The 23,840-nt window shown below is 67.2% G+C and carries 28 protein-coding genes and 1 tRNA gene; 9 read left to right on the top strand and 20 right to left on the bottom strand.

What is annotated here, in order from left to right; translation table 11 throughout:
- Positions 1 to 41: 41 nt before the first annotated feature.
- The 4 genes from A5663_RS14000 to A5663_RS23845 all read right to left on the bottom strand — a co-directional run bounded on the left by A5663_RS14000 (position 42) and on the right by A5663_RS23845 (position 4,081).
- Positions 42 to 584, bottom strand: a complete 543-nt coding sequence (locus tag A5663_RS14000; protein ID WP_068149840.1) for a hypothetical protein — start codon at positions 582 to 584, stop codon at positions 42 to 44.
- 23 nt (positions 585 to 607) lie between these two features.
- A complete protein-coding gene (locus A5663_RS13995; protein WP_156744481.1) occupies positions 608 to 988 on the bottom strand; it encodes a hypothetical protein in 381 nt (126 codons plus the stop codon).
- 683 nt (positions 989 to 1,671) lie between these two features.
- Complete coding sequence (locus A5663_RS13990) at positions 1,672 to 3,468, bottom strand: phage/plasmid primase, P4 family (protein ID WP_082974127.1); 1,797 nt, start codon at positions 3,466 to 3,468, stop codon at positions 1,672 to 1,674.
- Positions 3,469 to 3,808: 340 nt separating this feature from the next.
- On the bottom strand, positions 3,809 to 4,081 hold the full coding sequence (locus A5663_RS23845) for a helix-turn-helix transcriptional regulator (RefSeq protein ID WP_369816633.1): 273 nt from the start codon (positions 4,079 to 4,081) through the stop codon (positions 3,809 to 3,811).
- Between the two features lie 98 nt (positions 4,082 to 4,179).
- On the opposite strand from A5663_RS23845, the gene A5663_RS13980 reads away from it, so the two are divergent.
- Complete coding sequence (locus A5663_RS13980; RefSeq protein ID WP_068149830.1) at positions 4,180 to 4,707, top strand: helix-turn-helix transcriptional regulator; 528 nt, start codon at positions 4,180 to 4,182, stop codon at positions 4,705 to 4,707.
- Complete coding sequence (locus tag A5663_RS22655; protein WP_082974126.1) at positions 4,704 to 5,969, top strand: site-specific integrase; 1,266 nt, start codon at positions 4,704 to 4,706, stop codon at positions 5,967 to 5,969. The genes A5663_RS13980 and A5663_RS22655 overlap by 4 nt, the downstream gene beginning before the upstream one ends.
- Here A5663_RS22655 and A5663_RS13970 read toward each other — a convergent pair.
- Positions 5,941 to 6,023: transfer RNA gene (locus tag A5663_RS13970), tRNA-Tyr, on the bottom strand. The genes A5663_RS22655 and A5663_RS13970 overlap by 29 nt on opposite strands.
- Before the next feature lie 118 nt (positions 6,024 to 6,141).
- Between A5663_RS13970 and A5663_RS13965 the strand changes: the two genes are divergently transcribed.
- Positions 6,142 to 6,633 (top strand): YajQ family cyclic di-GMP-binding protein, encoded by a 492-nt coding sequence (locus tag A5663_RS13965; protein WP_068149824.1) that lies wholly within the window; start codon positions 6,142 to 6,144, stop codon positions 6,631 to 6,633.
- Positions 6,634 to 6,726: 93 nt separating this feature from the next.
- On the top strand, positions 6,727 to 7,752 hold the full coding sequence (locus A5663_RS13960; RefSeq protein WP_068149820.1) for an NAD(P)H-dependent glycerol-3-phosphate dehydrogenase: 1,026 nt from the start codon (positions 6,727 to 6,729) through the stop codon (positions 7,750 to 7,752).
- A 15-nt stretch (positions 7,753 to 7,767) separates the two neighbouring features.
- Here A5663_RS13960 and A5663_RS13955 read toward each other — a convergent pair whose 3' ends face one another.
- Positions 7,768 to 8,298: a hypothetical protein gene (locus A5663_RS13955; RefSeq protein WP_068149862.1), complete on the bottom strand. Its 531-nt coding sequence runs from the start codon at positions 8,296 to 8,298 to the stop codon at positions 7,768 to 7,770.
- A gap of 93 nt (positions 8,299 to 8,391) precedes the next feature.
- Here A5663_RS13955 and A5663_RS13950 point away from each other — a divergent pair, with 93 nt between their 5' ends.
- Positions 8,392 to 8,868, top strand: a complete 477-nt coding sequence (locus A5663_RS13950; protein WP_231976786.1) for a nitroreductase family deazaflavin-dependent oxidoreductase — start codon at positions 8,392 to 8,394, stop codon at positions 8,866 to 8,868.
- Here the strand turns inward: A5663_RS13950 and htpX are convergent.
- Positions 8,865 to 9,746 (bottom strand): zinc metalloprotease HtpX, encoded by an 882-nt coding sequence (gene htpX / locus A5663_RS13945; protein ID WP_068149817.1) that lies wholly within the window; start codon positions 9,744 to 9,746, stop codon positions 8,865 to 8,867. The two genes, A5663_RS13950 and htpX, sit on opposite strands and share 4 nt — an antisense overlap.
- A gap of 69 nt (positions 9,747 to 9,815) precedes the next feature.
- Complete coding sequence (grcC1, locus tag A5663_RS13940) at positions 9,816 to 10,823, bottom strand: nonaprenyl/(2E,6E)-farnesyl/geranylgeranyl diphosphat synthase (protein WP_197503394.1); 1,008 nt, start codon at positions 10,821 to 10,823, stop codon at positions 9,816 to 9,818.
- A gap of 21 nt (positions 10,824 to 10,844) precedes the next feature.
- Between grcC1 and menJ the strand changes: the two genes are divergently transcribed.
- Positions 10,845 to 12,065 carry a menaquinone reductase gene (gene menJ / locus A5663_RS13935; RefSeq protein ID WP_068149811.1) on the top strand — a complete coding sequence of 407 codons (1,221 nt, stop codon included), beginning with the start codon at positions 10,845 to 10,847 and terminating at the stop codon, positions 12,063 to 12,065.
- Here the strand turns inward: menJ and A5663_RS13930 are convergent.
- A complete protein-coding gene (locus A5663_RS13930; protein WP_068149808.1) occupies positions 12,062 to 12,292 on the bottom strand; it encodes a hypothetical protein in 231 nt (76 codons plus the stop codon). The two genes, menJ and A5663_RS13930, sit on opposite strands and share 4 nt — an antisense overlap.
- Positions 12,293 to 12,336: 44 nt before the next feature.
- Between A5663_RS13930 and A5663_RS13925 the strand changes: the two genes are divergently transcribed.
- Positions 12,337 to 12,753: a hypothetical protein gene (locus A5663_RS13925; RefSeq protein WP_068149856.1), complete on the top strand. Its 417-nt coding sequence runs from the start codon at positions 12,337 to 12,339 to the stop codon at positions 12,751 to 12,753.
- 108 nt (positions 12,754 to 12,861) lie between these two features.
- Positions 12,862 to 13,098, top strand: a complete 237-nt coding sequence (locus A5663_RS23045; RefSeq protein ID WP_156744479.1) for a hypothetical protein — start codon at positions 12,862 to 12,864, stop codon at positions 13,096 to 13,098.
- On the opposite strand, the gene A5663_RS13920 is transcribed toward A5663_RS23045, so the two are convergent.
- From A5663_RS13920 to A5663_RS13910, 3 genes are read right to left on the bottom strand one after another with little or no spacing between them, the layout of a single operon-like run.
- Complete coding sequence (locus A5663_RS13920; RefSeq protein WP_068149805.1) at positions 13,095 to 14,156, bottom strand: alpha/beta hydrolase fold domain-containing protein; 1,062 nt, start codon at positions 14,154 to 14,156, stop codon at positions 13,095 to 13,097. The two genes, A5663_RS23045 and A5663_RS13920, sit on opposite strands and share 4 nt — an antisense overlap.
- Before the next feature lie 52 nt (positions 14,157 to 14,208).
- Complete coding sequence (locus A5663_RS13915; RefSeq protein ID WP_068149803.1) at positions 14,209 to 14,901, bottom strand: demethylmenaquinone methyltransferase; 693 nt, start codon at positions 14,899 to 14,901, stop codon at positions 14,209 to 14,211.
- Between the two features lie 51 nt (positions 14,902 to 14,952).
- Positions 14,953 to 16,098, bottom strand: coding sequence for a glycosyltransferase family 1 protein (locus A5663_RS13910; protein ID WP_068149800.1), 1,146 nt, complete (start codon positions 16,096 to 16,098; stop codon positions 14,953 to 14,955).
- A 130-nt stretch (positions 16,099 to 16,228) separates the two neighbouring features.
- Between A5663_RS13910 and A5663_RS13905 the strand changes: the two genes are divergently transcribed.
- The gene (locus A5663_RS13905; RefSeq protein WP_068149797.1) at positions 16,229 to 16,906 is read left to right on the top strand and encodes a thioredoxin domain-containing protein; all 678 of its coding nucleotides are present in this window, start codon (positions 16,229 to 16,231) and stop codon (positions 16,904 to 16,906) included.
- On the opposite strand, the gene A5663_RS13900 is transcribed toward A5663_RS13905, so the two are convergent.
- From A5663_RS13900 to A5663_RS13865, 8 genes are read right to left on the bottom strand one after another with little or no spacing between them, the layout of a single operon-like run.
- Entirely contained in the window at positions 16,903 to 17,424 is a 522-nt protein-coding gene (locus A5663_RS13900; protein WP_068149852.1) for a DUF3592 domain-containing protein, read from the bottom strand. The two genes, A5663_RS13905 and A5663_RS13900, sit on opposite strands and share 4 nt — an antisense overlap.
- A gap of 11 nt (positions 17,425 to 17,435) precedes the next feature.
- Positions 17,436 to 19,079 (bottom strand): 2-succinyl-5-enolpyruvyl-6-hydroxy-3-cyclohexene-1-carboxylic-acid synthase, encoded by a 1,644-nt coding sequence (menD, locus tag A5663_RS13895; protein WP_068149795.1) that lies wholly within the window; start codon positions 19,077 to 19,079, stop codon positions 17,436 to 17,438.
- A gap of 2 nt (positions 19,080 to 19,081) precedes the next feature.
- Positions 19,082 to 19,864 carry an alpha/beta fold hydrolase gene (locus tag A5663_RS13890; protein WP_068149792.1) on the bottom strand — a complete coding sequence of 261 codons (783 nt, stop codon included), beginning with the start codon at positions 19,862 to 19,864 and terminating at the stop codon, positions 19,082 to 19,084.
- Positions 19,865 to 19,915: 51 nt separating this feature from the next.
- The gene (locus A5663_RS13885; RefSeq protein ID WP_068149789.1) at positions 19,916 to 20,416 is read right to left on the bottom strand and encodes a nitroreductase family deazaflavin-dependent oxidoreductase; all 501 of its coding nucleotides are present in this window, start codon (positions 20,414 to 20,416) and stop codon (positions 19,916 to 19,918) included.
- A gap of 50 nt (positions 20,417 to 20,466) precedes the next feature.
- Entirely contained in the window at positions 20,467 to 21,192 is a 726-nt protein-coding gene (locus A5663_RS13880; RefSeq protein WP_068149786.1) for a DJ-1/PfpI family protein, read from the bottom strand.
- Positions 21,193 to 21,202: 10 nt separating this feature from the next.
- The gene (locus A5663_RS13875; protein WP_156744478.1) at positions 21,203 to 22,207 is read right to left on the bottom strand and encodes a GlxA family transcriptional regulator; all 1,005 of its coding nucleotides are present in this window, start codon (positions 22,205 to 22,207) and stop codon (positions 21,203 to 21,205) included.
- 18 nt (positions 22,208 to 22,225) lie between these two features.
- A complete protein-coding gene (locus tag A5663_RS13870) occupies positions 22,226 to 22,813 on the bottom strand; it encodes a TetR/AcrR family transcriptional regulator (protein WP_068149781.1) in 588 nt (195 codons plus the stop codon).
- A gap of 9 nt (positions 22,814 to 22,822) precedes the next feature.
- On the bottom strand, positions 22,823 to 23,791 hold the full coding sequence (locus A5663_RS13865) for an oxygenase MpaB family protein (protein ID WP_068149778.1): 969 nt from the start codon (positions 23,789 to 23,791) through the stop codon (positions 22,823 to 22,825).
- Positions 23,792 to 23,840: the final 49 nt, after the last annotated feature.

Below are 23,840 nucleotides of genomic sequence, written 5' to 3'. Positions count from 1 at the left end.
CGGGTGACCCCCCATCCCCGCCCCAGGTGCCTCGCCTGTGGTTATGCGCCCCAGGCGTAGGCGATGGTGGCTTCAAACGACTGGTACCGGCGGAGTCTGGCAAGGTCCTTCAGGTCTTCGCTGGCGCTCGGGTTGTGCTTGACGTACTCGTTGATGATGCTGGTCCATCCGGCGTTGAGTGCTCGTCCGAGGACTGCTGCGGCAAGGATCTTGTCGTCGGAGCGTAGGGCTGCTGCGAAGACTTGCGCCGCTTCGTCGCTTTGGTTGAGACGCGCTGCTCGGTCCTGCGAATCTCGATAGAGCAGAACTTGTCCTGGGTCGCTGCTGGTCACACTTGATAATCCGAATAGCCGCTTCTCGAGCGTCTGCTTCTTGGCCTCGATGAGCTCGGTTTCCTTCTTGCGAAGGTCGCGGAGCTGGTTACGCGTCCGGTCACGCTCGGCGTCGCGCTTGGCCTGTCGTCCGACGTCGGAAAGGGTGGCGTCGTTAGCGAGGCTGTCGCTGGTGCGGGCCGAAAGCTTTTGGATGCTTGCGGCCTGCGCGCGTAGATCCTCGATCTGGGATTCGAGTTGTGCGAGAGACATTGTGCGTTTCCTTTCAGGGGTGGTTAGACCTCGGAGCGGTCTGCGGTTAGGCTCCAGAGTTCGGGTAAGCGGCCTGCTACCGGATGCTCTCCGAAGTAGTGGATGCCGGCCCGTACGACGTCGCCCCATCGGTTGTCGATCGCCACTCGCAGGATCCCTAGGATCGCGAAGCCATCGGCCGACTGGCTGGCCCGGATTAGAAGTCGGGCCGCGTTGGCCTCGTTCTTGAGGTCTTCAATGTCGCGGTTGCGCACGGCGTTGCGAAACACAGTGTGACGCAGCGCCGCTACTCGTTCGACAGTTGCGCGCGCAGCTTGGTACCGGCGCTGGGCTTCAATGGCTGCGTGGTCGATGTTCGTCGCGGCCCGCTCCACGAGCGTCAGCCGTCGCGGGCTAATCGTCACCACCGCCGAGTAGCGATTTCAGGAACGACGCTTGATCGTTCTTCGGCGAGTTGCCCACTTGGTGGGCGCACCAGCTCCCTCAGTTCGTCGAACTCGTCGTCAGGCAGCTCGCGGAGGTATTGCTCCACTCCCAGCCGTAGGTACTCAATTGGGTTCATTTGTGCTGACCTGCCTTTCGTCTGGCGTAGTCGATGACGGTCTGTCGCGGGAACACATATCGACCGCCGATGTCGCGCCCTCCGAGTTCGTCTCGGATCCGTCGGACCCATTGCGGCGAACACTTAAGAATTGCGGCTGCTCTGGCCGTGTCGATGAGTTCATCATCTGTCGATGGTCGCGAGTTATACTGTGATGCACAAGTTTTCGTTTCGCGCAGGAAACCAACAAGCCGATTGTGAAAAGCGTCGAGCCCGTCAGGGACTGAAGGTTGTCTGGCCAGTGCGCGGCGGGCGAGGAGATCCCGGACCGCGTAATACGCCAGCCACGTTTCGCGTGGAGTCCAGTTCATTCCGCCGTTCACAAGTGAACCTCGCCAACGGCGACGTGGGTGTATCGGGCCAACGTCAAAGTTTCGGAGCGATCCGCTTTCACCACGATCATTAGGAGGGTGCCAGGACCTCCTACATCGCACAAACACGTAGTGCGGGGAAGATCGAGAACCGCGTCTTCAGCCGTGAAGTCGGTCATGCAGAGTACCTATCGGTGAGACGGCACTCGGCGCACAAACCGGCCGCGGTGGATTCGTCGGATTCGAGTCGAATTCCACAGGCTTTGCACCGCTCGGCGCATGTGGTTATGGCCGTTGCGAGTGCCTGTTTCTTGCTGTCGGTCTGGCCGAGACTCCGCTTGGTCAGACGACCTGGCACGCCCTTAAATGCTGCTTTGCCTGTGCATCCTGTGCACAGGCCGTTAGCCTGCGGCTCCGACTGATCGAACGGCAAACTGCATCCTGTGCAGCCCGGTTCCGGCAGTTCCGCCTGCGCGAGTTCTGCACACGATGATTCCGAAGATCCGCTGTCATGGTCATCGTCCTGATCTCTGGATTCGTCTCCCTGCACAGGGTGCACAGGCAACAGCCCAATGCCTACGTACTTTCGGACGCGGGTGGCGCCGATGGTGGGTTGGGTGACCTTCACTTCCGGGACCACCGCGCGGATATCTCGGCCGAAGGTCGACTTGGCGCCCGCACGGTGGCCGCTCTCTTCGGCCCACGCCTTCCATGCGTCGTAAAGGACGTCGCGACTCACATCTTCGCTCGGGCCGCGCCGACAACGTTCGCGGACAAACGCGCTCACTGGAGAGGCGAGATCCATCATCAGGTTGGTGGCGTCGTCCGACGATGACGGCACCGTGAATCTGCCGCTGCGGACCAACCGATCCAGCCCTTGCAAGGCCCAGACGAGGATCCCCGGCAATTCGCCGCGTAGTCGCCTGTCGAGGGCGCGATCCTCACGACCGAGGAAGCTTTTGGTCATTTGCAGGATGACCAGGCGGTTGGCGATGGCGCCGGACGCGTCGCGGAACTTTGGTAGCTCGTTGGACAGGATCACGAAGCGCGTCGACAACTTGCCAGACCATGGTTCCTTAAACTTGCGGTCCACGGTGAGCATGTCCTCGCCGGTGATGGAGAGTAGTCGCTCGACTACCGCGTCTGCCGGCCTATTGCCGAGTCGAGCGTCGGAGACGATCGCCAGCGGCTTGCCCAGTAGCGGCGACAATCCGAAGTTCGTGCCCATGCTGGCCAGCGTGGGACCGGCGATGTGGCCCCGTCCAACCAGTTCGGCGAGCATCCGCGCGATGGTGCCCTTGCCCGAGCGGGTCGGGCCGATCAGCAGCAGCATCTTCTGCATGTCCGTTCGCCCGGAGAGGACGTAACCGACGTACTCCTGTAGCAGCGCTACCGACTGCTCGTCGTTGGGCCATAACGAATTTAGGAATTGCAACCATGCGACCGGCGGCTTGGCGTCCGGGTCGTAGTCGAATGGCACGGACACCGTGTTGAACAGCGCAGGGGTATGGGCGTGTACTTCGCGTGTCGTGAGGTCCAGGACGCCGTTGGCGCAACCGATCATCTGCGCCGCCGGGTGCTGGGTCGCGCCATGCGGACCGATCCACGCCGGCGGGTCGAGGTCGGCGTTCAAATGCCCGACGGCGCCCATTGCTTCCAGGACGTTGGCGACCTTGCGCTTGTCGGGGTTCCACGGTGCGGGTTCCCAATCGACGACTTGCCTGTTGACCGTGATCGGCTTGAGGTAATCGACTGTTCCGAGGAATTTGTACAGCGCGCTGCGCAATTCCGCGGTGTCCATCTCAGCCCAATGCGGACCACACCACCGCATCCATCCGTTGCGCCATGCCACTAAGGTGCGTGTGCCGTTGGCGTCTCGATGCCTCAGGTACACCTCGCGGGCCACGTCCAGGGGAGCCGAAGGCGGCGCAACTTGCCGCCTTGCGCTGCGGGCCGGGTTGACGTCGGTCATGCGATCACCCCTTCGCAACCGGCATGCAGCTTCCAAGCAAGTTTGCGGTCATCGCCACCGCGGCGGTAGAGCGCGCGCCGGACCTCCAACGGGACCAATGGCATTTGGCCCGAGGCGAGTACGTGATTAGCGGCGTCGCGCCAGCCGTCGAGCGCGTAGTCGGACAGTGGCGGCTCCGTGTGGAGGCATAGCCACGGATCGGGTCCGCACCCGCAGTCGAGCGACACCATTCGGTGCGCCGCTGCTCGTCGCCGGTTCCAGATACGGTGAGGGCTTTCGACGTAGTTCTTCGCGAAGGCCGCCCGATCCCACCCCGGGCGGCTTCTTCGCTTGTATTTGCTCATGCGCTTGCCTCCTGCTCGGCGAGCCAGCGAAGGACTTCGGATCTGCGCCAAACCCGGCGGCGACCGAGTTTGAAACTCTTTGGGCCGCTGCCGATGTGCGCCCAGTAGCGCCATGTGGAGGCGGCCGTGCCGGTCAGCCGTTCGAGGTCCAGTGAGTCGAGGTACTCACTGCCAGCGGGCAGAGCGGCTCGGGCGGAATCTGCATGTTCGATGCGCTGCGCCTCGCATGTCAGTTCGGTCAGGACTGGGTCGCCCTTGATCTTCGCCATTGTTGTCCCTGTTCTGGTGAGGTATCCGATTTTCGGAATGCCGCCAGTCTGTTTGCGTTGATTGCGCCAGTCAACCGATAAGGGGTATATTCCCGAACATGGGTAGACAGTCGCTCGTCGAAACCCGATTCAGGGAGCGCGTGAGACGCGAACGGGAACGGCGTGATTGGTCGCAGGCTGAACTAGCCAAATTATTGCAGGACAAGGGGATAGGGAGCGTTTATCCGACCACGGTCGCCAAGATTGAAGCTGGCGAACGCGCAGTGAGGATCGACGAGGCGACCGCGCTCGCGGACATCTTCGAAGTGTCGGTCGACGCTCTGCTGGGCCGCTCTAGCAGCTTCGAGCAGGACCGCCTGTATGCAGTGCGGGATGCCGCGCTTCAGGCAACGGCAGGCGTCAGCGCGATCAGTACGACGCTGATCAACGTGTTCGCAGAACTCGAGGGGCTTGAGTTCGACAACCGCGAAGCTGTCACAGCCGCCGCCGGCCGCGCCTTGGCGGCTCTCAGGACAGCCGTCGATGCACTCATGGTGGTTACCGGCCAGCCCACGATCGACGAAATAGCAGAGGCGATCACGCAGCCACCGCAGCCGAGGAAACGGTCAGAGAGGCGGACACGATGAGGCGCAACCGTAGGGCCGGTGTCGAGGATCTATGGACTAAGACGGTTCGCGACGCTGAGGGCCACACGCAGACCGTGCCGAGTGCCCGCCACGGAATCGGGTCACGTTGGCGGGCAAGGTATGTCGATGATGACGGCCGTGAGCACTCCAAGGCGTTCGGCCGAAAGGTCGACGCGCAACGTTGGCTCGACAAGCAGGTCAGCGACCAATTGACCGGTACGTGGACCGATCCGGCGCTATCGGTGGTGACGTTCGGGACGATCGCCGAACGGTGGGTTGCTACCAAGGCCACCCGTTCGGCCAAGACGGTCGCAGGGTATCGATCGCTGCTCGACACGGTGGTGATGCCACGATGGAAGGACGTGGCGCTGCGCGATGTCCGGTTCGATGACCTTCAGGTGTGGGTCACCAACCTGTCGGTCGGCGGGTCGGTCCGTTTCGAAGGCAAGGGACTCAGCGCCTCTCGGGTGCGACAGGCCCACCAGCTCGTCGGCGCAGTGCTGAAGTTCGCGGTCAAGGCCAAGCACCTGCCGACCAATCCGGCCGATGGCGTCGAGCTGCCGCGGCTGCCCGAGGTCGAACACAGATACCTGACCCATGAGCAGCTTCACAGGGTCGCGGTGGCATCCGGCCGACTACGGACGCTGGTCCTGGTCCTCGGCTACTGCGGCCTTCGATTCGGCGAGGCCACGGCGCTCAAAGTGGGCGATGTGGACGTGGTCGCGCGCCGGATTCAGGTACGGCGGTCAGTGACCTACGTCCGCAAGATGGGGTTGGTCGAGGGACCGACAAAGAACCACACATCGCGCACGGTGCCCGTGCCTGAGTTCGTCGCAGGCTGGCTCAAGACCGAGATTGCCGACCGCACCGACACGGACCTTGTGTTCGAGTCGGCCCGCGGCGGCGGCTACCTGACTCTCGGACAAGCCCGCTACACCTTCCAGAAGGCCGCGGCGGCTGTTGACGGCTGCTCTGGCGTGCGACTGCACGATCTGCGGCATACGTGCGCGTCCTTGGCGATCAGCTCGGGAGCAAATGTCAAGGTGGTGCAGAAGCTGCTCGGTCACAAGTCGGCCGTGCTGACGCTGGACCGCTACGGCCACCTGTTCCCTGACGACCTCGATGCGGTCGCCGCCGCGTTCGATAGGGCTGGCGCGATGTACTGCGTACTGCCTGCGTACCGGACTTCAGGTGAGATGAGTCAGGCCCCCTCGAAAGGGGGCCTGACCAGGGTGGCAGGTACAGGATTCGAACCTGTGTAGGCGTTAGCCGACGGATTTACAGTCCGCTCCCATTGGCCGCTCGGGCAACCTGCCTGGGTGCTGCACCGGCCGGGTGACCCGGTTTGGTGCGACTTGCAGGGTACAACGAGGATGGGCCTAAGACGAAAACGGCACCAGACCGTCGGCACACCAGCAAGGAGGACCGGTTCCAATGGCGGATTCATCGTTCGATGTCGTGAGCAAGGTCGACCGCCAGGAGGTCGACAACGCGCTGAACCAGGCCGCCAAGGAGCTGTCCACCCGCTTCGACTTCCGCGGAACCGACACCGGCATCGAGTGGCAGGGCGAGGAGACCGTCGTCATCACCAGCTCGACCGAGGAGCGCGCCAAGGCCGCCGTCGACGTGTTCAAGGAGAAGCTGGTCCGCCGCGACATCTCGATGAAGGCGTTCGACGCCGGCGACCCGCAGGCGTCGGGCAAGACCTACAAGATCAGCGGCCAGATCAAGCAGGGCATCACCAGCGAGCAGGCCAAGAAGATCACCAAGCTGATCCGCGACGACGGACCCAAAGGCGTCAAAGCGCAGATCCAGGGTGACGAGATCCGCGTCAGCTCGAAGAAGCGCGACGACCTGCAGGCGGTGATCGCGCTTCTCAAGGGCGCCGACCTCGACGTCGCGCTGCAGTTCGTCAACTACCGCTGAGCACGGCGGCCGCGAAAGTACGGCCTCTGAAACAGGAATGAGGACGCTTCAAACCCGCCTCTCGCCAGCCTCGACACCCCTACGCTGATCGGCATGGCACCTGCGCAACGCGATCCGAACGTCGTCGTCCTCGGGGGCGGCTCCTGGGGTACCACCGTGGCGTCCATCTGCGCCCGCCGCGGACCGACGCTGCAGTGGGTGCGCTCGGAGGACACCGCCAAGGACATCAACGAGAACCACCGCAACTCGAAGTATCTCGGCGACGAGGTCGAGTTGCCCGACGGCCTGAAGGCCACGACGGATTTCTCGGAAGCGGCCCAGCGCGCCGACGTCATCGTGATGGGTGTGCCGTCGCACGGCTTCCGCAAGGTGCTCACCGAACTGGCCAAGGAGCTGCGGCCGTGGGTGCCGGTCGTGTCGTTGGTCAAGGGCCTCGAGCAGGGCACCAACTACCGGATGAGCCAGGTCGTCGACGAGGTGCTGCCCGGGCATCCCGCCGGAATCCTGGCCGGGCCGAACATCGCACGTGAGGTGGCCGAGGGGTACGCCGCCGCAGCGGTGCTCGCGATGCCCGATCAGCATCTCGCCGCGAACCTCGCAGACCTGTTCCGCACCAAGCGTTTTCGCACCTACACCTCCGACGACGTGGTCGGCGTGGAGATGGCCGGTGCGCTGAAGAACGTCTACGCGATCGCGGTCGGCATGGGGTATTCGCTGGGCATCGGCGAGAACACCCGCGCGATGGTGATGGCCCGCGCCATCCGCGAGATGTCGAAGCTCGGCGAAGCGAGCGGCGGGCACCGCGACACGTTCGCGGGCCTCGCGGGCATCGGCGACCTGATCGTCACATGCACCAGCCAGCGCAGCCGCAACCGCCACGTCGGCGAGCAGTTGGGGGCGGGTAAGCCGATCGACGAGATCATCGCGTCGATGAACCAGGTAGCCGAGGGTGTCAAGGCGGCGAGCGTGATCATGGAATTCGCCGACCAGTACGGGATTTCGATGCCGATCGCACGCGAGGTCGACGCCGTCGTCAATCACGGCGCTACCGTCGAAGACGCTTACCGCGGCCTGATGGTCGAGAAGCCCGGCCACGAGGTGTACGGCGCCGGCTTCTAGTTCGCTGCCGCCAAGTCAGTTGATGTACGGGTTGGGCTTGGGACGATCGAGCAGTGGATCCTTGCCGTTGTTGATGATGTAGCTGCCCGCGGGGCTCAACACGAAGCCCGACTGGTTGCGGCTGTCCGAGCACGTCGTCACGCCGCCTTCGCTGCCGCAGCTGACGGTCTGGAAACTGATCCGCGAGCCTGCCGGCAGCGGCTTGGCCGCACCCACAGCGGCGAACGCGTCGGCCGTCGTCGAAGAGAACCCTGGCGTGCCCGGCCCGCCGCTGACGAAGTTCGCGCCGCCCGGCGCGGCCGGGATTGCACCGCTGCAGCCATAGCCGCCATTGCGTTGCAGGACGCACGTCAGACCGTCCGGCGTCTTGAACGCGTACCAGGTGCCGTCCATCACCGCGTACTCAGACAGCTTCACCGGCGCGAGCGCGTTGACGTTCGGTGCCGGCGGCGTCGGCGGTGGTTCCGACGGCTGCGCCGTGGCGACACCCGGCGCAGCAAGCAGGACCGCTGCGCCCGCGAGGCCGAGCAGGGATTTCTTCAGCACGGTCACACCCTAGGGTTTCTGTTGGCGGCTCGCATGGTGAGCACATCGCCGAGCTGCTCTCGCGCGTTACCGCTGCGGACAGGAGGTTGGTCGATGCCCCGGTTGTCGTTGGTCAAAGCGGGCACCGCCGTGCTGAGGTCGCGCCCGCTGATGCGTGCTCCGATCCTGCTGTACCGGGCGCGACTCGGTTTCCTGCTGGGTTCGCGCTTCGTGCAGCTCGAGCACATCGGCCGACGTTCAGGTCTTCGCCGCTACGTGGTCCTCGAAGTGCTCGACCATCCAGAGCCCGACACCTACGTGGTGGCCTCAGGCTTCGGGACGCGGGCGCAGTGGTACCGCAACGTCAAGGCGAATCCGAACGTCCGCGTGTCTGTCGGCACCAAGGTTTCCGCACCCGCGACGGCCCGGCTGCTGAGCACCAGCGAGGCCGACGCCGCATTGCGCGGCTACATCAGCCGGCACCGCCGCGCATGGGAAGCGATGAAACCCGTACTCGAATCCACCCTCGGCACATCGATCGGCACAGAGAACACCGCGTTGCCGATGGTCGAGCTGCGGCTCGCGGATTAGTAGTGGCCGGGGCCGCGACCCGCCATCGCCTCGAGCCGGGCGATGCGATCCGGCATCGGCGGGTGGGTGGAGAACAGCTTGCCGATACGCTCGCCCGCCCGGAACGGGTTGGCGATCATCAGGTGGGCCTGGTCGGCCAGCTTGGGGTCCGGCGGCAGCGGCGCCTGCTCGACGCCGACGCTGATCTTGCGCAGCGCGCTGGCCAACGCGAGCGGATCGCCGGTCAACTCAGCGCCTGACTGGTCGGCCTGATACTCCCGTGACCGTGACACCGCCAGCCGGATCACCGTCGCCGCGATCGGGCCGAGCAGCGAAACCAGCAGAATCGCAAAGGGATTCGCGCCGCCTTCGCGGTTGCCGCCGAACAGCGTGGCGAAGTACGCGATGTTGGCCAGCGCGGTGATCACCGCCGCCATCGCACCGGCGACGCTGGAGATCAGGATGTCGCGGTTGTAGACGTGGGAGAGCTCGTGGCCGAGCACGGCGCGCAGCTCGCGTTCGTTGAGCATCTGCAGGATGCCCGTCGTGCAACAGACCGCGGCGTTGCGTGGGTTGCGCCCCGTCGCGAACGCGTTCGGCGCGGCGGTGTCGCTGATGTACAGCCGTGGCATCGGCTGGCGGGCGGTGGTCGCCAACTCGCGCACGATGCGGTACATCACCGGCGCCTGCATCTCGGTGACCGGCTGCGCGTGCATCGCCCGCAGCGAGATCTTGTCGCTGTTGAAGTACATGTAGGCGTTCATGCCGACGGCGAACAGCACCGCCAGGCCGATGAGCGCGGTGTTGCGGAACAGTGCCGCGATGAACACGATCAGCGCCGAGAACCCCACCAGCAGAGCGAACGTCTTGGCGGTGTTCGCGTGCGGATGCCAGGTCATCGCTTCCTCCTTCAGACCAACAGACTCCGCTCAGTCAACGCTTCGCCTGACTCTGTGAGTTCCGCCCGCTCAGCCGTGCCGGTTCACCGTGTAGTCGACCAGAGCCGCCAGGGCGTTGCGGCCCGGTCCCTCGGGCAGATCGGCGAGCTCCTCGCGGGCCTGCACCGCGTACTGCGCGACGGTCTCCTTGGCCTTCGCCATCCCGGGTGAGGCGCGCAGCAGCCGCAGCGCCTCGGCCACGTCGTCGTCGTTGTCCACCGGGCCCGCCAGCAGCTCGCGCAACCGGTCGGCGTCGGGCCCGGTATCGCGCAGCGCGTACAGCACGGGCAGCGTGTGCACACCTTCACGCAGGTCGGTGCCCGGAACCTTGCCGGACTCGTCCGGGTCGCTGTCGATGTCGATGATGTCGTCCGAGATCTGGAACGCCGTGCCGACGATGCCGCCGAGCCGGCTGAGCCGCTCGATCTGCTCCTCGTCGGCGCCCGAGAACGTCGCCCCGAACCGCCCGGACGCCGCGATCAGGCACGCGGTCTTCTCGTAGACGACCTTGAGGTAGTGCTCGATGGAGTCCGCGTGGTCGGCGGCGCCGCGGGTCTCACGCATCTGCCCCGTCACCAGCTGAGCGAACGTGTCGGCGATGATGCGCACCGCCTCGGGACCCAGCCTGCTGACGAGCCGCGACGCGGTGGCGAACAGGTAGTCACCCGCCAGGATCGCGATGTTGTTGCCCCAGCGCGCGTTGGCGCTGTCGGCCCCGCGGCGGACCTGCGCCTCGTCCATCACGTCGTCGTGGTACAGCGTCGCCAGGTGCACCAGCTCGATGACCGCTCCGGCGACGGTGACCTGCCATGCGTCGGGCTGCGGCCCGAGGCGCGCCGACAGCACCGTGAACAGCGGCCGGAACCGTTTGCCTCCGGCCTGGAACAGGTGCTGGACCGCCTCGGCCATCAGCTCATCGGCTTTGCCCAGCTCAGTGGCCATCAAGTCCTCGATGCGGGCCACGCCGTCGCGGACGTCATGCGCAAAGGCCGCGTCTCCGAAGTCGACCCCCGCCACCACGGTCGCTGGTGTCCTCACCCTGCCAACATACTGGGAGCCATGGACATGCGAGCGGACGTGGTCGTCGTCGGCGCCGGACCCGCCGGTTCGGCTGCGGCCGCCTGGGCCTGCCGCGCGGGGCGCGACGTGCTGGTCGTCGACTCCGCGCAGTTTCCGCGCGATAAAGCCTGCGGCGACGGGCTGACTCCGCGCGCGGTGCTGGAGATGCAGCGGCTCGGCCTGGGGCCGTGGCTGGCCGGCCGGGTGCGGCACCGCGGCCTGCGGATGTCCGGCTTCGGCGCCGCCGTCGAAGTCGAGTGGCCGGGTCCGTCCTTTCCCGCGACGTCGAGCGCGGTGCCGCGGACCGAACTCGACGACCGCATCCGAATGGTGGCCGCCGACGAAGGCGCGAAGATGGTTCTGGGCGCGAAAGCCGTTGATGTCCATCATGATTCGAATGGCCGAGTGCGGTCGGTGGTGCTCGACTCGGGTGCCGAGATCGGGTGTGGCGAGCTGATCGTGGCCGACGGCGCGCGCTCGACGCTGGGGCGTGTGCTGGGCCGCACCTGGCATCAGGAGACGGTCTACGGTGTGGCCGTCCGCGGGTACATCGCCACGCCGCGGGCGAGCGAGCCGTGGATCACGTCGCACCTGGAACTGCGCTCGCCGGAAGGCAAGGTGCTGCCCGGCTACGGCTGGATCTTCCCGCTCGGCAATGGCGAGGTGAACATCGGCGTGGGGGCGCTCGCCACGTCGCGGCGGCCCGCCGATGCGGCGCTGCGGCCGCTGATGTCGTACTACACCGGGCTGCGTCGCGAGGAGTGGGGGTTCGAGGGGGAACCGCGCGCGGGGCTGTCGGCGCTGCTGCCGATGGGCGGGGCCGTCTCCGGTGTCGCCGGCCCGAACTGGATGCTGATCGGCGACGCCGCCGCCTGCGTCAACCCGCTGAACGGCGAGGGAATCGACTACGGGCTCGAGACCGGCCGGCTGGCGGCCGAACTGCTGGGCACCGGTGACCTGACCGCGGCCTGGCCGGCGGTGCTGTCGGCACATTACGCGCGGGGGTTCTCCGTGGCTCGACGGCTGGCACTGCTGTTGACGTTCCCACGGTTCCTGCCGTCGACGGGGCCGCTGGCGATGCGCTCGGAGTTCCTGATGCGGATCGCTGTCCGGGTGATGGGCAACTTCGTCACCGACGAGGACGAAGACTGGACGGCACGGGTGTGGCGCGGCGCCGGTCGGCTGTCGCGGCGAATCGACGCCCGCGCGCCGTTCAGTTAGTCGTCGTTGTTGCGCGTGCTCTTGGGCGTGTTCTTAGGCGTGGTGGACGCCGTCAGGCCCAGCGCGATGAGCACGTCGGCGGCGGTGATGAACAGGCCGATCCAGTACGCCCACCGCACGGTCGGATCGGGCTGGGTGGCGAAGTACATGACCAGGAAGATCGGCCCGACGATGCCGAAGACGAACATCATGCCCTGAAACATCAGGTAGCGCTTGAACGTCTCCATTTGGAGGCAGAATAACGCGGGTGGCTCACGTCTACCGCGCTCCGATGCGGTCGCGGAGCGACGACGTCGATCCGCAGGCCGCGCTCGACCGCGCTTTGTCGTCGGGGCTCGTCGGTTTCGGTGACGCCGGGTTCGGCGAGCGGCTGGCTCGGCGAATCGAGCGGTTCGCCGATGTTCCCGACGGATCCTTTGTCTGGACCCGCGACGCGGACGGGCTGTTCTGGTTGGGCCGCATCGACGGTCCGTATCAGCGTGACGACTCGGCCGCCGCGATCGCCGTCGACCTGGTGCACGTGCGACCGTGCCGCTGGCTGACCGAGCCGGTGCTCGAATCCGACACTCCCCCAGCGGTTCTCGCGACGTTCGCACGAGGCGGGCGCAACTTCCAGCAGACGCACAGTCCGGATGTCGGACCACAGACGCAACGGATCTGGGACGCCCGCGTCGGACGGGCCCTGTAGAGCTGCGGTAACTAATAAGGCCCGCTAGCGGAGCTGTTCACCAACCAGAGCGGGGATTACTCTGGAGCACACAGGCGTTCACGTGTGCATCGGCGGAAGGAGTCCTCGGTGCTCGGTCTGACAATTCGATACCTGATCGCCGCGATGATCGTTGCCGCAGCCGCTTTGGGCACCGCAGCCACCGCGCCCGCCAGGCCGCAGGGACCATGCAGAGACGTGCCCTTCGTCGGTGTGTGCACGCCGTGGCGCGGTAGCCAAGCGCCGTCGCCGCATTCCCGGTTCGACCTGAGCATTCCCGTCGTCAAGAGCAATACGGGGACCGGCAGCCCACAGGGCATCGGTTAGCCGAGCGATTTCGCGAACCCACTGACGTCCCGGATGGACGCCTCGAACACCTCGGGCATGTGACCGCCGAGCAACAGGTCGCCGCCGTGGCAGGTACCCGCCACCACGCGACCGACCGCGGGAACTCCGGCCCGCACCAGGCGGCGGTAGTAGACCAGACCTTCATCGCGCAACGGATCCAACTCGTTGACCGAGACCACATGTGGCGGAAGGTCCTTCAGTTCGTCGTCGGTAGCGGCGGCTGCCCAGCAGGTCGCGTCGCCGGCGTGCGAACCGTCGGGGTTGTAGATCGATCCGAGCAGCGCGAGCTGATGGCGGCTGACGAAGTACTCGTCGTTCTCTTCCAGTGACGGTAAGTCGTCACACTGGTCGAGCCAGCGGTTCGAGATGAACGGACACTGCGCGTACAAGCCGGCGATCTCGTGCAGCCAGCCTTCGCGTTTGGCCTTGTGCGCGACCGTGAGCGTGAGGTTGCCACCGCCGGATTCACCGGATACGACCAGATGCGATACGCCGAGTTCGGCTCGGTTGGCCGCCACCCACCGGACCGCGGCGGCGCAATCGTCGAGGCCGGCCGGGAACGGATGGGGGCCGAGCTTGCCGCCTGAGTTGCGGAACTCCACTCCGACCACGACAAGCCCTGTGGCGGCGAGGTATTCGCGGATCTTGACGTAGCCGTCGTCGGCCGCGCTGCCGAGCGCCATCCCGCCGCCGTGCAGGTGGACGACGGCGGGCAGCCGGGTTGCTTCGGGTGTGCTGTCGGGGCGGCTGATGAACAGTGTGATGTCGTTGCCGTCGGGGCCGGCGATCGTCGTCGTGGCGGTGGTGACGCCCGACGCGACCGGAAGATCCTGGCACAGTGCGTCGAATATGGCGCCCCTCCCGTCTTCGCTGAACGTGGCGAACGCGATGCGTTCCTCGAGCGGCGAGTCGACGGTCAGGGGCGCGGCGGGCATTCGTCCGTCAAGCCCGAACGGCGCGAACGCCTTGACCATTCGCGGATCTGAGCGGGGGTCGGTGCCGAGGGTGCAGTCCGGGTCGGCCAGGCGTCCGTACATGCTGCCGACGGTAGCGCGTCGCGCCGGCGTGCCGGCTGTTTCCGGTGTTTCGTCAGTGCAGCGGCTTGGTCGCGGCGTGCAGCGCGACGATGCCGCCGGTGAGATTGCGCCAGCGGACCGCCGACCATCCTGCGTCGGCGATCTGGCGGGCCAGCTGGGTTTGGTCGGGCCAGGCGCGGATCGACTCGGCGAGATAGACGTAGGCGTCCGGATTCGACGACACGGCTCGCGCCATCCGTGGCAGCGCCTGCATGAGGTACTCCTTGTACGCGGTGGCGAACAAGCGGTTCGTCGGCGTGGAGAACTCGCACACCACCAGCCGGCCGCCCGGTCGGGTCACGCGCGCCATCTCGCGCAGACCGGCGGCGTGGTCGACGACGTTGCGCAGCCCGAAGCTGATCGTCACCGCGTCGAAAACGTCGTCGGCGAACGGCAGTTGGGTCGCGTCGCCGGCCACCTTCGGCACATCGCGGCGGCGGCCGGCACCCAGCATCCCGACCGAGAAGTCCGCGGCCACGCACCACGCACCCGAAGTCGCCAGTTCGACCGTGGAGACCGCGGTGCCTGCGGCGAGGTCGAGCACCTTGTCCTGCGGTCCGATGCCCAGCGCCGCGCGGGTCGCTCGCCGCCAGAAGCGGTCCTGGCCGAGCGACATCACGGTGTTGGTCACGTCATAGCGGCGGGCGACCGCGTCGAACATCGACGCCACATCGTGTGGGTCTTTCTCCAGGGTTGCGCGGTTCATCAGTCAACCGTAGCCGCGCACGTTCACCGCACGCCGAGCGGCCGCGCACTGTCACGCATTCGCGGCGTGTCTGTGTGCAGACACGGTCGCTCGCGCAATGACTGCGGCGTAGTGGCCGAGCAGTTCGTCGCAGACGGCCGGCCACGTCCGGGCCAGCACGCTGCGCCGCGCAGCGACCGAATAGCGTTGCCGCTCAGCGATCAGGTGGTTGACGGACACGGCCAGTTGCGCCTCGAACTCGTCGACCGCCAGCAACAGGCCGGTGCGGTACGGCGCGACGAGGTCGCGTGGGCCGCCGGCGTTCGGCGCGATCACGGGCAGACCCGAGGCCATGGCCTCCTGCACAGCCTGGCAGAACGTCTCGTGCTCGCCCGGGTGCACGAACACGTCCATGCTGGCGTACGCCGAAGCCAGTTCGCTCCCGTAGAGGGCTCCGGTGAAAACCGCTGTCGGCATGAGGGTTTGGAGCTTGTTCCGGTCGACACCGTCGCCGACGATCACCACTTGAAGGTCGTCGCGCGTCGCCAGCACCGCAAGCCGCTCGACGTGCTTCTCCGGGGCGAGTCTGCCGACGAAGCCGACGATCGGCTTACGGTTTGGTGACCATCGCCGCCGCAGCGCGTCGTCGCGGGCCGACGGTGCGAAGCCGGTGATGTCCACACCTCGCGCCCACTTGTGCACCCGCGGAATGCGATGTTCCGCAAGGTTTTCCATGGCGGCGGTCGACGGTGCGAGCGTGCGGTCGGCGCGGCTGTGCAGGTGCCGCGTCCATGCCCACGCGGCCCGGGCGGCGAAGCGCATGCCGTAGCTCTCGGCGAAGCCTGCGACGTCGGTCTGGTAAACAGCGACGGTCGGCACACCGAGGTGACGCGCGGCGTGCAGACCGCCGTAGCCGAGCAGCGCGGGGGATGCCAGGTGCACGACGTCGGGGTCGAATCCCCGTAGCACACCGACCATCCGGGGCCTGGGCACGCCGAGCGGCAGCGAGGTGATCTTCGGGAACATCCGCGACGGCACCCGGTGCACGCGGACCCCGTCGTGCACCCTGTCTGCTGGCGGTTCACCGGGTGGGGTGTCGGGAGCGATGAGCAGGGCTTCGTGTCCGGTGCGGCGCAGGTGCTCGACCACCCGCAGCACCGAGTTGGTGACGCCGTTGACGTTGGGAAGGAACGACTCTGCGACGATTGCGACGCGCACGGCGGAATCGTCTCAGCGGAGGGTGTCGCGAAGGTTGCGACCAGGAATATGGCACGCGAAGCCGCGCCGGCCAACCCGCGCTGTGCAGCGGTCCCGTCGAGTATCGTGCGCACAGAGAAGGGCGGTTGACATGCGGATATCACGGCTGGTGGCGGTGGTAGGCCTCGCCGCGATGCTGGTCGTCCCGGGATGCACCCGCAACGTCGCAGGCACCGCACAGCGCGACCCCGCGCAGCCGGCGCTGACCGTCAGCGAGGACGGGTACGGCGTCGTCGCCGGCTTCGACGGCGCCCCGGCGCGGATCGAGATCTTCACCGAACCGCAGTGCAACCACTGTGCGGACCTGCAGGCCGACTTCGGCGATCGGATCGCCTACTACATCGGCGTCGGTCAGCTCGAGGTCACCTACCGCCCGCTCACGTTCCTCGACCACGAGCACAACGGTCACTCCGCGCGGGTGAGCAACGCGCTGTTCCTCGCCACCGGAGGCGGCGCCACCGGTACACAGCTCCAGCGCTTCGTCCAAGAGCTCTGGGCGCACCAGGATCCTGGCGGCCCCGGTCCGAGCGACGATGAGATGGCCGCCATGGCCAAGACAGTCGGCATGCCCGAGCAGGCCGTCAACCGGATCTCCGGCGGCGGATCGGCCGTGAACGTCGTGGAGATGGACCAGAACAACTTCGAGTACCTCTACGAGATCGACCCGCTGCAGACCGGCACGCCGACGGTGTACGACCTGGTCGCCGACGAGCGGGTCGACATCTACGACAACGACTGGCTCAACAAGCTTCTCGGGCGCGAACGTTAAATCGGATCCCGATCAGGAGTCGCCGTCGGGCGGGGCGAGGTTCGGCGTTCGAGCAGCGCCACACCGAGCAGCGCGGCACCGGCGATCAGCCAGCCGACGACCGCGATCGAACTCGCCGGGATGATCGCCAGCGCGGCGTTACGATGTTGCACGCGAACGAGATCCGGATTGTTGACGTCGTACTCGACATAGATGTTCATCCCGGTTTCTAGTTCCGACGGGTAGAGCACACCCAGCTCGGGACGATAGGTCACGCGGTCGGGGGTGACGAACTCGATCGTCGACCGGCGCGGTCCGGCGTCGAGCACGTTGGCCTCGGCCACCCCGAGGTGCCGCTCGATCTGGCGGTCGTCTCGCCACGCGCCCAAGACCATCAGCACCGACTGCACCGTCACCAAGCACCCGAGGAGCACAATCCCGATCCGCACGCGGCGGAACACCCGCTGCCGCCGTGTCTCGTTCGGGCCGGCCGTCAGCCGGGGCAGGAACCGCCGCGCCCGTCGAATCGGCTCCGCCAGGATCGCCGGCTTCACAGGGCCGCCTTGATCGACGCGTGCAGCGCCCGCAACGACGACCGGTCGGCCTTCACCTCCAGCACCCGCATCCCGTCGTACGGTTCGTCGAGCGCGCCGCGCAGATCGTCGACCTCGAGCTGCCGGCTCTCGACGTGATAGGCGCGGCACAGCGCGCCGACGTCCACGTCGTGCGGGGTGCCGAAGATCCGCGACGACACGTCGGAGAACCGCGGATCGCCCTGCTCGAGCAGTTCGAAGATCCCACCACCGTTGTCGTTGGACACCACGATGGTCAGGTTGCGCGGTGTCGGCTCCGTCGGCCCGATCAACAACCCCGAACTGTCGTGTACGAACGTCAGATCGCCGAGCAGCGCGATCGTGCGGCCCGGCGCGCTCCCCGCCCCCTCGTGGGCGAGCGCGGCCCCGATCGCCGTCGACACCGTGCCGTCGATGCCCGCGACCCCGCGGTTCGAGCGCACCTTGAGGCCGTGGGTGTCCAGGCCGACCAGTGCGGCGTCGCGCACCGGGTTCGACGCCCCGAGCACGAGCTGATCGCCCGGGCGCACGGCGTCCGCGACCGCGGCGGCCACGTGCAGGCCGGTCTTGAGCGGGTGCGCGCGCAGCTGTCCGCGGACCGCCTCCATCGCGTGCCGGTGCACCTCGGCACACCGGTCCAACCAGGCGGGATCCGGCCCGCCGGACGTGACCGCGCGGGTGCCGGTGGCCTGCGAGTTGCCCGAAACGTCCGGCCAGCGCGGACCTGTCGTCAGCGCGTACACCGGCACCGACGGGTCGGCCAGCAGCGCCGACACCGGCCGGTGCAGCGTCGGGCGGCCGAGCATGATGACCTGCTTCGGGCGCACCAGCCGCAGCGCGAACGGGTGCAGCGGATTGTCCGCGGGCGGCGCCGTCGGCTCGGCGACGGTCGGCAGCGCGGACAGGTTCGGATGCTCACCCGCGCCGTGTCCGGCGATCACGATCGTGTCCGGGGTCAGGTCGATGTCCAGTGGCTGGTCGAACGTCACCGGCGGGGTGTACGTCCACGGCTTGCCGTCCGGCCTGCCCTCCGGCACGTAGGTCGCCGCCTCGTCACTATCCGGAACGAGCGGCTCGCGCAGCGGGATGTCAAACTGCACCGGGCCCGCGTTGGCCGAACGGGAACCCTTGGCGGCCACCAGAATTCGGCAGACCGCCGAGCGCCACTGCGCATTGAGCGCGTCGAGGTGCTCCGGGGATTCCTCGGCCAGGCCGAGGCTGATCGATGCACGCACCTGCGTGCCGAAATACCCCAGCTGCTCGAAAGTCTGGTTGGCGCCGGTACCCAGCAACTCGTAGGGACGGTTGGCGCTGAGCACGACCAGCGGCACCCGCGCGTAGTTCGCCTCGACGACGGCCGGCCCCAGGTTGGCGACCGCGGTGCCCGACGTCATCGCGATGCAGACCGGAGCGCGTTCGGCGATCGCCAGCCCGATCGCCAGGAAGCCCGCGGTGCGCTCGTCGATCCGCACATGCAGCCGGACCCGGCCCGCGCGGTCGGCGTCCGCCAGCGCGAATGCCAGCGGCGCGTTACGGGAACCCGGGCACAGCACGACGTCGCGTACGCCGCCGCGAATCAGTTCGTCGACGACCACGCGGGCCTGCGCGGTCGAGGGGTTCACCGTTACAGCCTATCGGCGAGGAAATCGAGTGCCGCCTTGTTGACCACCTGCGGCCGCTCGAGGAAGCCGAGATGCCCGGCGTCGGGAATCTCGAGGAAACGGCCGTTCGGGATGGCGTCGGCGACCTCGCGGCTCAAATGCGGCGGCAGGACGAGATCGTCGGCGAAGCCGATCACCAGCGTGGGCGACGTAATACTTCGGTAAGCGGGCAGCCGATTGTCGTGCGGGCTGATCTCGAGCTGGGCGCGGCCGCCGGGCGTCGACTTGGCCGGCCACATGGTGAACATGTCGATCCAGTCGCGCGCCTTGGCGTCGTCGTTGAGCGTCTTCGGCGAAAAGCTCTCCAGCAGGCGCATTTTCGCGTCGTACATCGGGGGCAGCTGCACACCGGACTGGACGAGTTCGCGTTCGGCGTTGCGAAAGAACGCGCGGGTGCGGTCCTCGCGGCCGCGGGTGGCCATCAGCACCGCCCGGTCGACGAGTTCGGGGCGCGCCACCATCAGCTCCTGGGCGATGAACGAGCCCATCGACACCGAGACGATGTGCACGGGCGCCGCGTCGAGCTTCTCGATCAGCGCCGCCGTGTCGGCCACCATCGTCTCGGTGGTGAAGTCGCTGGCGTTCTCGGTGGCGCCCACCCCGCGGTTGTCGAAGGTGATGCAGCGGTAACCGGCGCGCTGGAAGTCCGGCACCTGGTGCAACTGCCAGGTGCGGCCCGCGCCGCCGTGACCGGCGATGAACAGGACTGATGGACCGCGGCCGCGGTCGTCGAAGGCCAGATTCACCCCGCCACGGTACTCACTTCGCGGCTGGGTCCGTGGTTCGGGTGTGCCCGCCTACGCCTCTTCGGTGAAAGCGACGACCGGTATGCGTCGTTCCCCGGCGCGCTTCTCGTAGTCGGCGTAGTTCGGGACGAACTGCTTGGCCAGAGTGAACAGCCGGTCGCGTTCGGCGCCGGTGACCTCTTCGCCGACGAAGGTGCCGCGGTATCCGCGCGCCGACAGCGTCACCCGCGGATGGGCCTTGACGTTGTGGAACCAGGCCGGATGTCGCGCGCCGCCGTAGTTCGACGCGATCACGATGACGCGGCCGGCATCGGTGAAATAGGTCAGCGGCGTGCTTCGCTGCTGACCCGTCTTGGCGCCGGTGTGCGTCAGCAGTACCTCCGGCAGCACCAACGACATCGACAGGCGGCCGTTCGTCGCCGTGATCAGGGTGCGGTCGAGCCGCCATCCGACGCGGCGGAGGAACCACCGCGCCGGGCCCAGGCCCATCAACCGGGCGCCCGCGCGGATGAACGGCGTCGGCGGGTCGGGCCGGACTTCGGGAATGCCCATGGCACGACCGTAACCCAGTGACTTCGGTCCAGACTGTCGCGCACCGGCTGTCAGGGCACCGAAGTCGTCCGTTTGCGGACACGCTTGAGCGCCTGGTCCCACACCAGCAGCGACGCCGCCTTCAGCTGGGCGGGCTTGACCAGGTCGCGGCCCATCAGGGCAGCCGCGGCGGCTTTGGTGGCCGCCGACGCCTTCGACATGTGTCCCGAATCGAACGGCGGCTGCGGGTCATACTCCATGGACAGCTGGATGGTCTTGGCCTTCGCCTCGCCGCCGATCTGACCGGCCAGCCACAAGCCCAGGTCGAGGCCGGCGGAAACACCCGCCGCCGTCACGATGTGGTCGCTCTCCCGAACGATGCGCTGGTCGCCGACGGGCGTGGCGCCGAAGGTCTTCAAGAACGGCAGCGCTGCCCAGTGTGACGTGGCCCGCTTTCCGTCGAGCAGGCCGGCAGCCGCGAGGATCAACGACCCAGAGCACACCGACGCCGTCCATGTCGAGCTCTGGTGGGCCTGCCGCACCCACGCGAGCAGCTTCTCGTCGCGGGCATGCTCCATGGTGCTGAATCCGCCGGGAATCAGGATCACGTCGGGCGACGGTGTCTCGTCGAACGTGTGGGTCGCACCGATCAGCAGGACGCCGGAGTCCGCGGCGATAGGACCGGGCTCGTGCCACAGGAAACGCACCTCGGTGTCGGGAAGAAAGCGCAGCGACTCGTATGGACCGATGAAGTCCAGCGCGGTGAAGCCGGGATAGAGGACGACGGCGATCTGCATGATGTCTCCTTCAGGCGAACGTCTTGCGGTACTGGTCGGGCGATATGCCGAGTTTGCGAACGAAGTTGCGGCGCAACGTTTCCGCGCTGCCAAAGCCGCACCGGGCGGCGATGACGGTGAGGGTGTCGTCGGTCTCCTCGAGCTGGCGGCGGGCGGCTTCGGTGCGGATACGCTCGACGTACGCGCCGGGCGCCTCGCCCACCTCGTCGGTGAACACGCGGGTGAAGTGGCGCGGGCTCATCGCGGCGCGCCGAGCGAGTTCCGGAACACTGTGCACGCCACCGGGTTCGGCTTCGATCGATTCCTGGACCTCGCGGATCGGTGCTCGTTTGGCTCGCGGCATCCACACCGGTGCGGCGAACTGCGTCTGGCCGCCCGGCCTGCGCAGGTACATCACGAGCCAGCGCGCGACGGTCTGCGCCGCTTCCGTGTCGTGGTCGTCCTCGACGAGCGAGAGTGCCAGATCGATGCCCGCCGTGACCCCCGCGGCGGTCCATGTGCGCTCGTTGCTGCGGACGAAGATCGGCTCGGGATCAACTGCGACCGAGGGGAACTCGTGTGCCAGCCGGTCGGCGAACGCCCAGTGCGTGGTGGCCGCACAGCCGTCGAGCAGACCGGCCTCGGCGGCGAGGAAGGCACCGGTGCACACGCTGACGACCCGCCGCGCGTTCGCCGAGACCGTCTGGATCCAGTTGATCAGGTCGAGGTCGCGCCGGGCCTCCTCCACGCCGAAGCCGCCGGGCAGGATCACGGTGTCGACGGGCTTGCGCGGGTCGGGCAGCGGCTGCGCGACGAACGCGAGCCCGGTGCCGGTCGTCGCGGGTTCACCGTCCGACGTCACCACCCGCACGTCGTAGCCCTCGTGGCCGCTGCCCTGCAGATACATCGACGCCCCGGTGAACACCTCGAACGGGCCGACCAGGTCAAGGGCCTGGACGCCCGCAAATCCGAGGATCACCACCGACCGCACGGCTCCAGTGTTGGTCACCGGGCGCGTGGCGTCCAGGCCATGCATCCCACAGATCAGGACACGTCACCACACCAACGGCGAGAGGTGCTTGACCGCGTACGCGCGCACCGCGTTGCCGTCGTGGACGTCGAGCACCGGCGTGCGAACCTGTGCCAGCGACGTCGCGAGCCGGACGTGCAGTTCGCATACGGCCAGCAGGTCGTCGTCGGGCATGGTGGCACCCGCCACGCGCAGCGCTCTGGCCATTCCCGCCGACGCGCTGGCGAGGAACTCCTCGGCGACGTCGTACATGCCGGCCATCGCCGACAGATCGCCGTCGAGCCGCAGGAACCTGCGCATGACCGGTTCGTCGGTGAGCAGTCGCAGCCCTTCGCAGAACACCGCCACTGCGGCCTCTTTCGGGCCGGAGTCGATCGCGACGGTCTGCAGCCGCGCCATCGCGAAGTCGAACGTCTGCCGGCCGAGCTCGGTGATGAGCACGTCGCGGCTCGGAAACCGGCGATACAACGTGCTGCGGCTGACCCCGGCCTGCCGCGCCACGACGTCCATGCTCGCCCGGCCGACGCCGACGAGCGCCACCTCTTCCGCGGCGGCCTTGAGGATGGCGGCCTCTTGCTCGGTTCGGCTGTCGTTGTTGCGGAGCCGTCGCATCGGTCTAGGTCACAACTGTCTGCCGGCCGGACATCCGGCCGGCGGCGCGAAGGATTCCAGGGCGACCGAGCGGTGCAACCGCACCAGCTTCTCGTACTCCAACCGGTTGCGCGCCAACGGAATCAACCTCACCCGGTCGGGCAGGACCCGCCACGCCAGCTGCAGCAGCCGGGAGTACAACTCGAACTCGCGGTCATGACGCTCCTGCCAATGGAAGCCGGTCAAGTCGCGGACGCCTGGATGCAGGATGCCGAAGGAGCAGATCTTGACGACGCGTCCCGCCAGGGGGCGGACTAGCAGCCAAGGCGGCGTCAGCGCGATACGCATGGTGGGCGGAATCATCAAGGTGGGCAACGGAAGTCGAGTCAGCCCTGCGGTGACGCGCCGCAGAAAGGCGTTGTCTTTGAGTTCGGTGGCCACCATCTCGTCGTAGTACCGCACCGCGTCGGCGTAAGTGGCCGGCAGTTTGGCGTTCTTGCCCGGCAGTTCCAGGGACGCGAACGCCTCGAGCAACTGCTGATAAGCGGCCTCCTTCTCGGCCGCCGTCATCGTGATCCCAGTGCACGGCGTGAACGAGTTCAGCACGAGGAACAGCCCACTGACCGCGATCCAGTTCCACAGTCGCGGGTCCAGCGCGCTGTAGCGCACGTCGGTGAATGCCCCGCCGCCGCGTCCGTGCACCTCTCGGTGCATCCGTTTGAGCCGCTCCCCCTCGGCCGCCCGGTCGTGCGGATCACCCCAGATCGCGAGGAACGCCGAAAACCCGCTTCGCACCCCTCGATCCGCGAAGTTGGCCTCGAATCGTCCGGTCTTGTCGACGGCGGCAGCCACCGGGACCAGCGCGACTTCGTCGAAGGCCGCCGCACCGAAGAACCCGCCCAGCGCACTGCCGCTGTGCTTGCGGAACTCGGCCACGACCTTCGGGCGCACCTCGCCGACAGGCTTGCGGACAGCTGGTGCTTCGGCCGTCTCGGTCATGTCGCCTCCGATGCGCTTGACACAGAGACTAGTGATTTGTGTCAACGTG

Origin of the sequence: Mycobacterium sp. E740 (genome assembly GCF_001672895.1) — a bacterium.
Lineage (GTDB): Bacteria > Actinomycetota > Actinomycetes > Mycobacteriales > Mycobacteriaceae > Mycobacterium.
The sequence above is the reverse complement of the archived record's forward strand: the minus strand, read 5'-3'. Positions and strand labels throughout refer to the sequence as shown.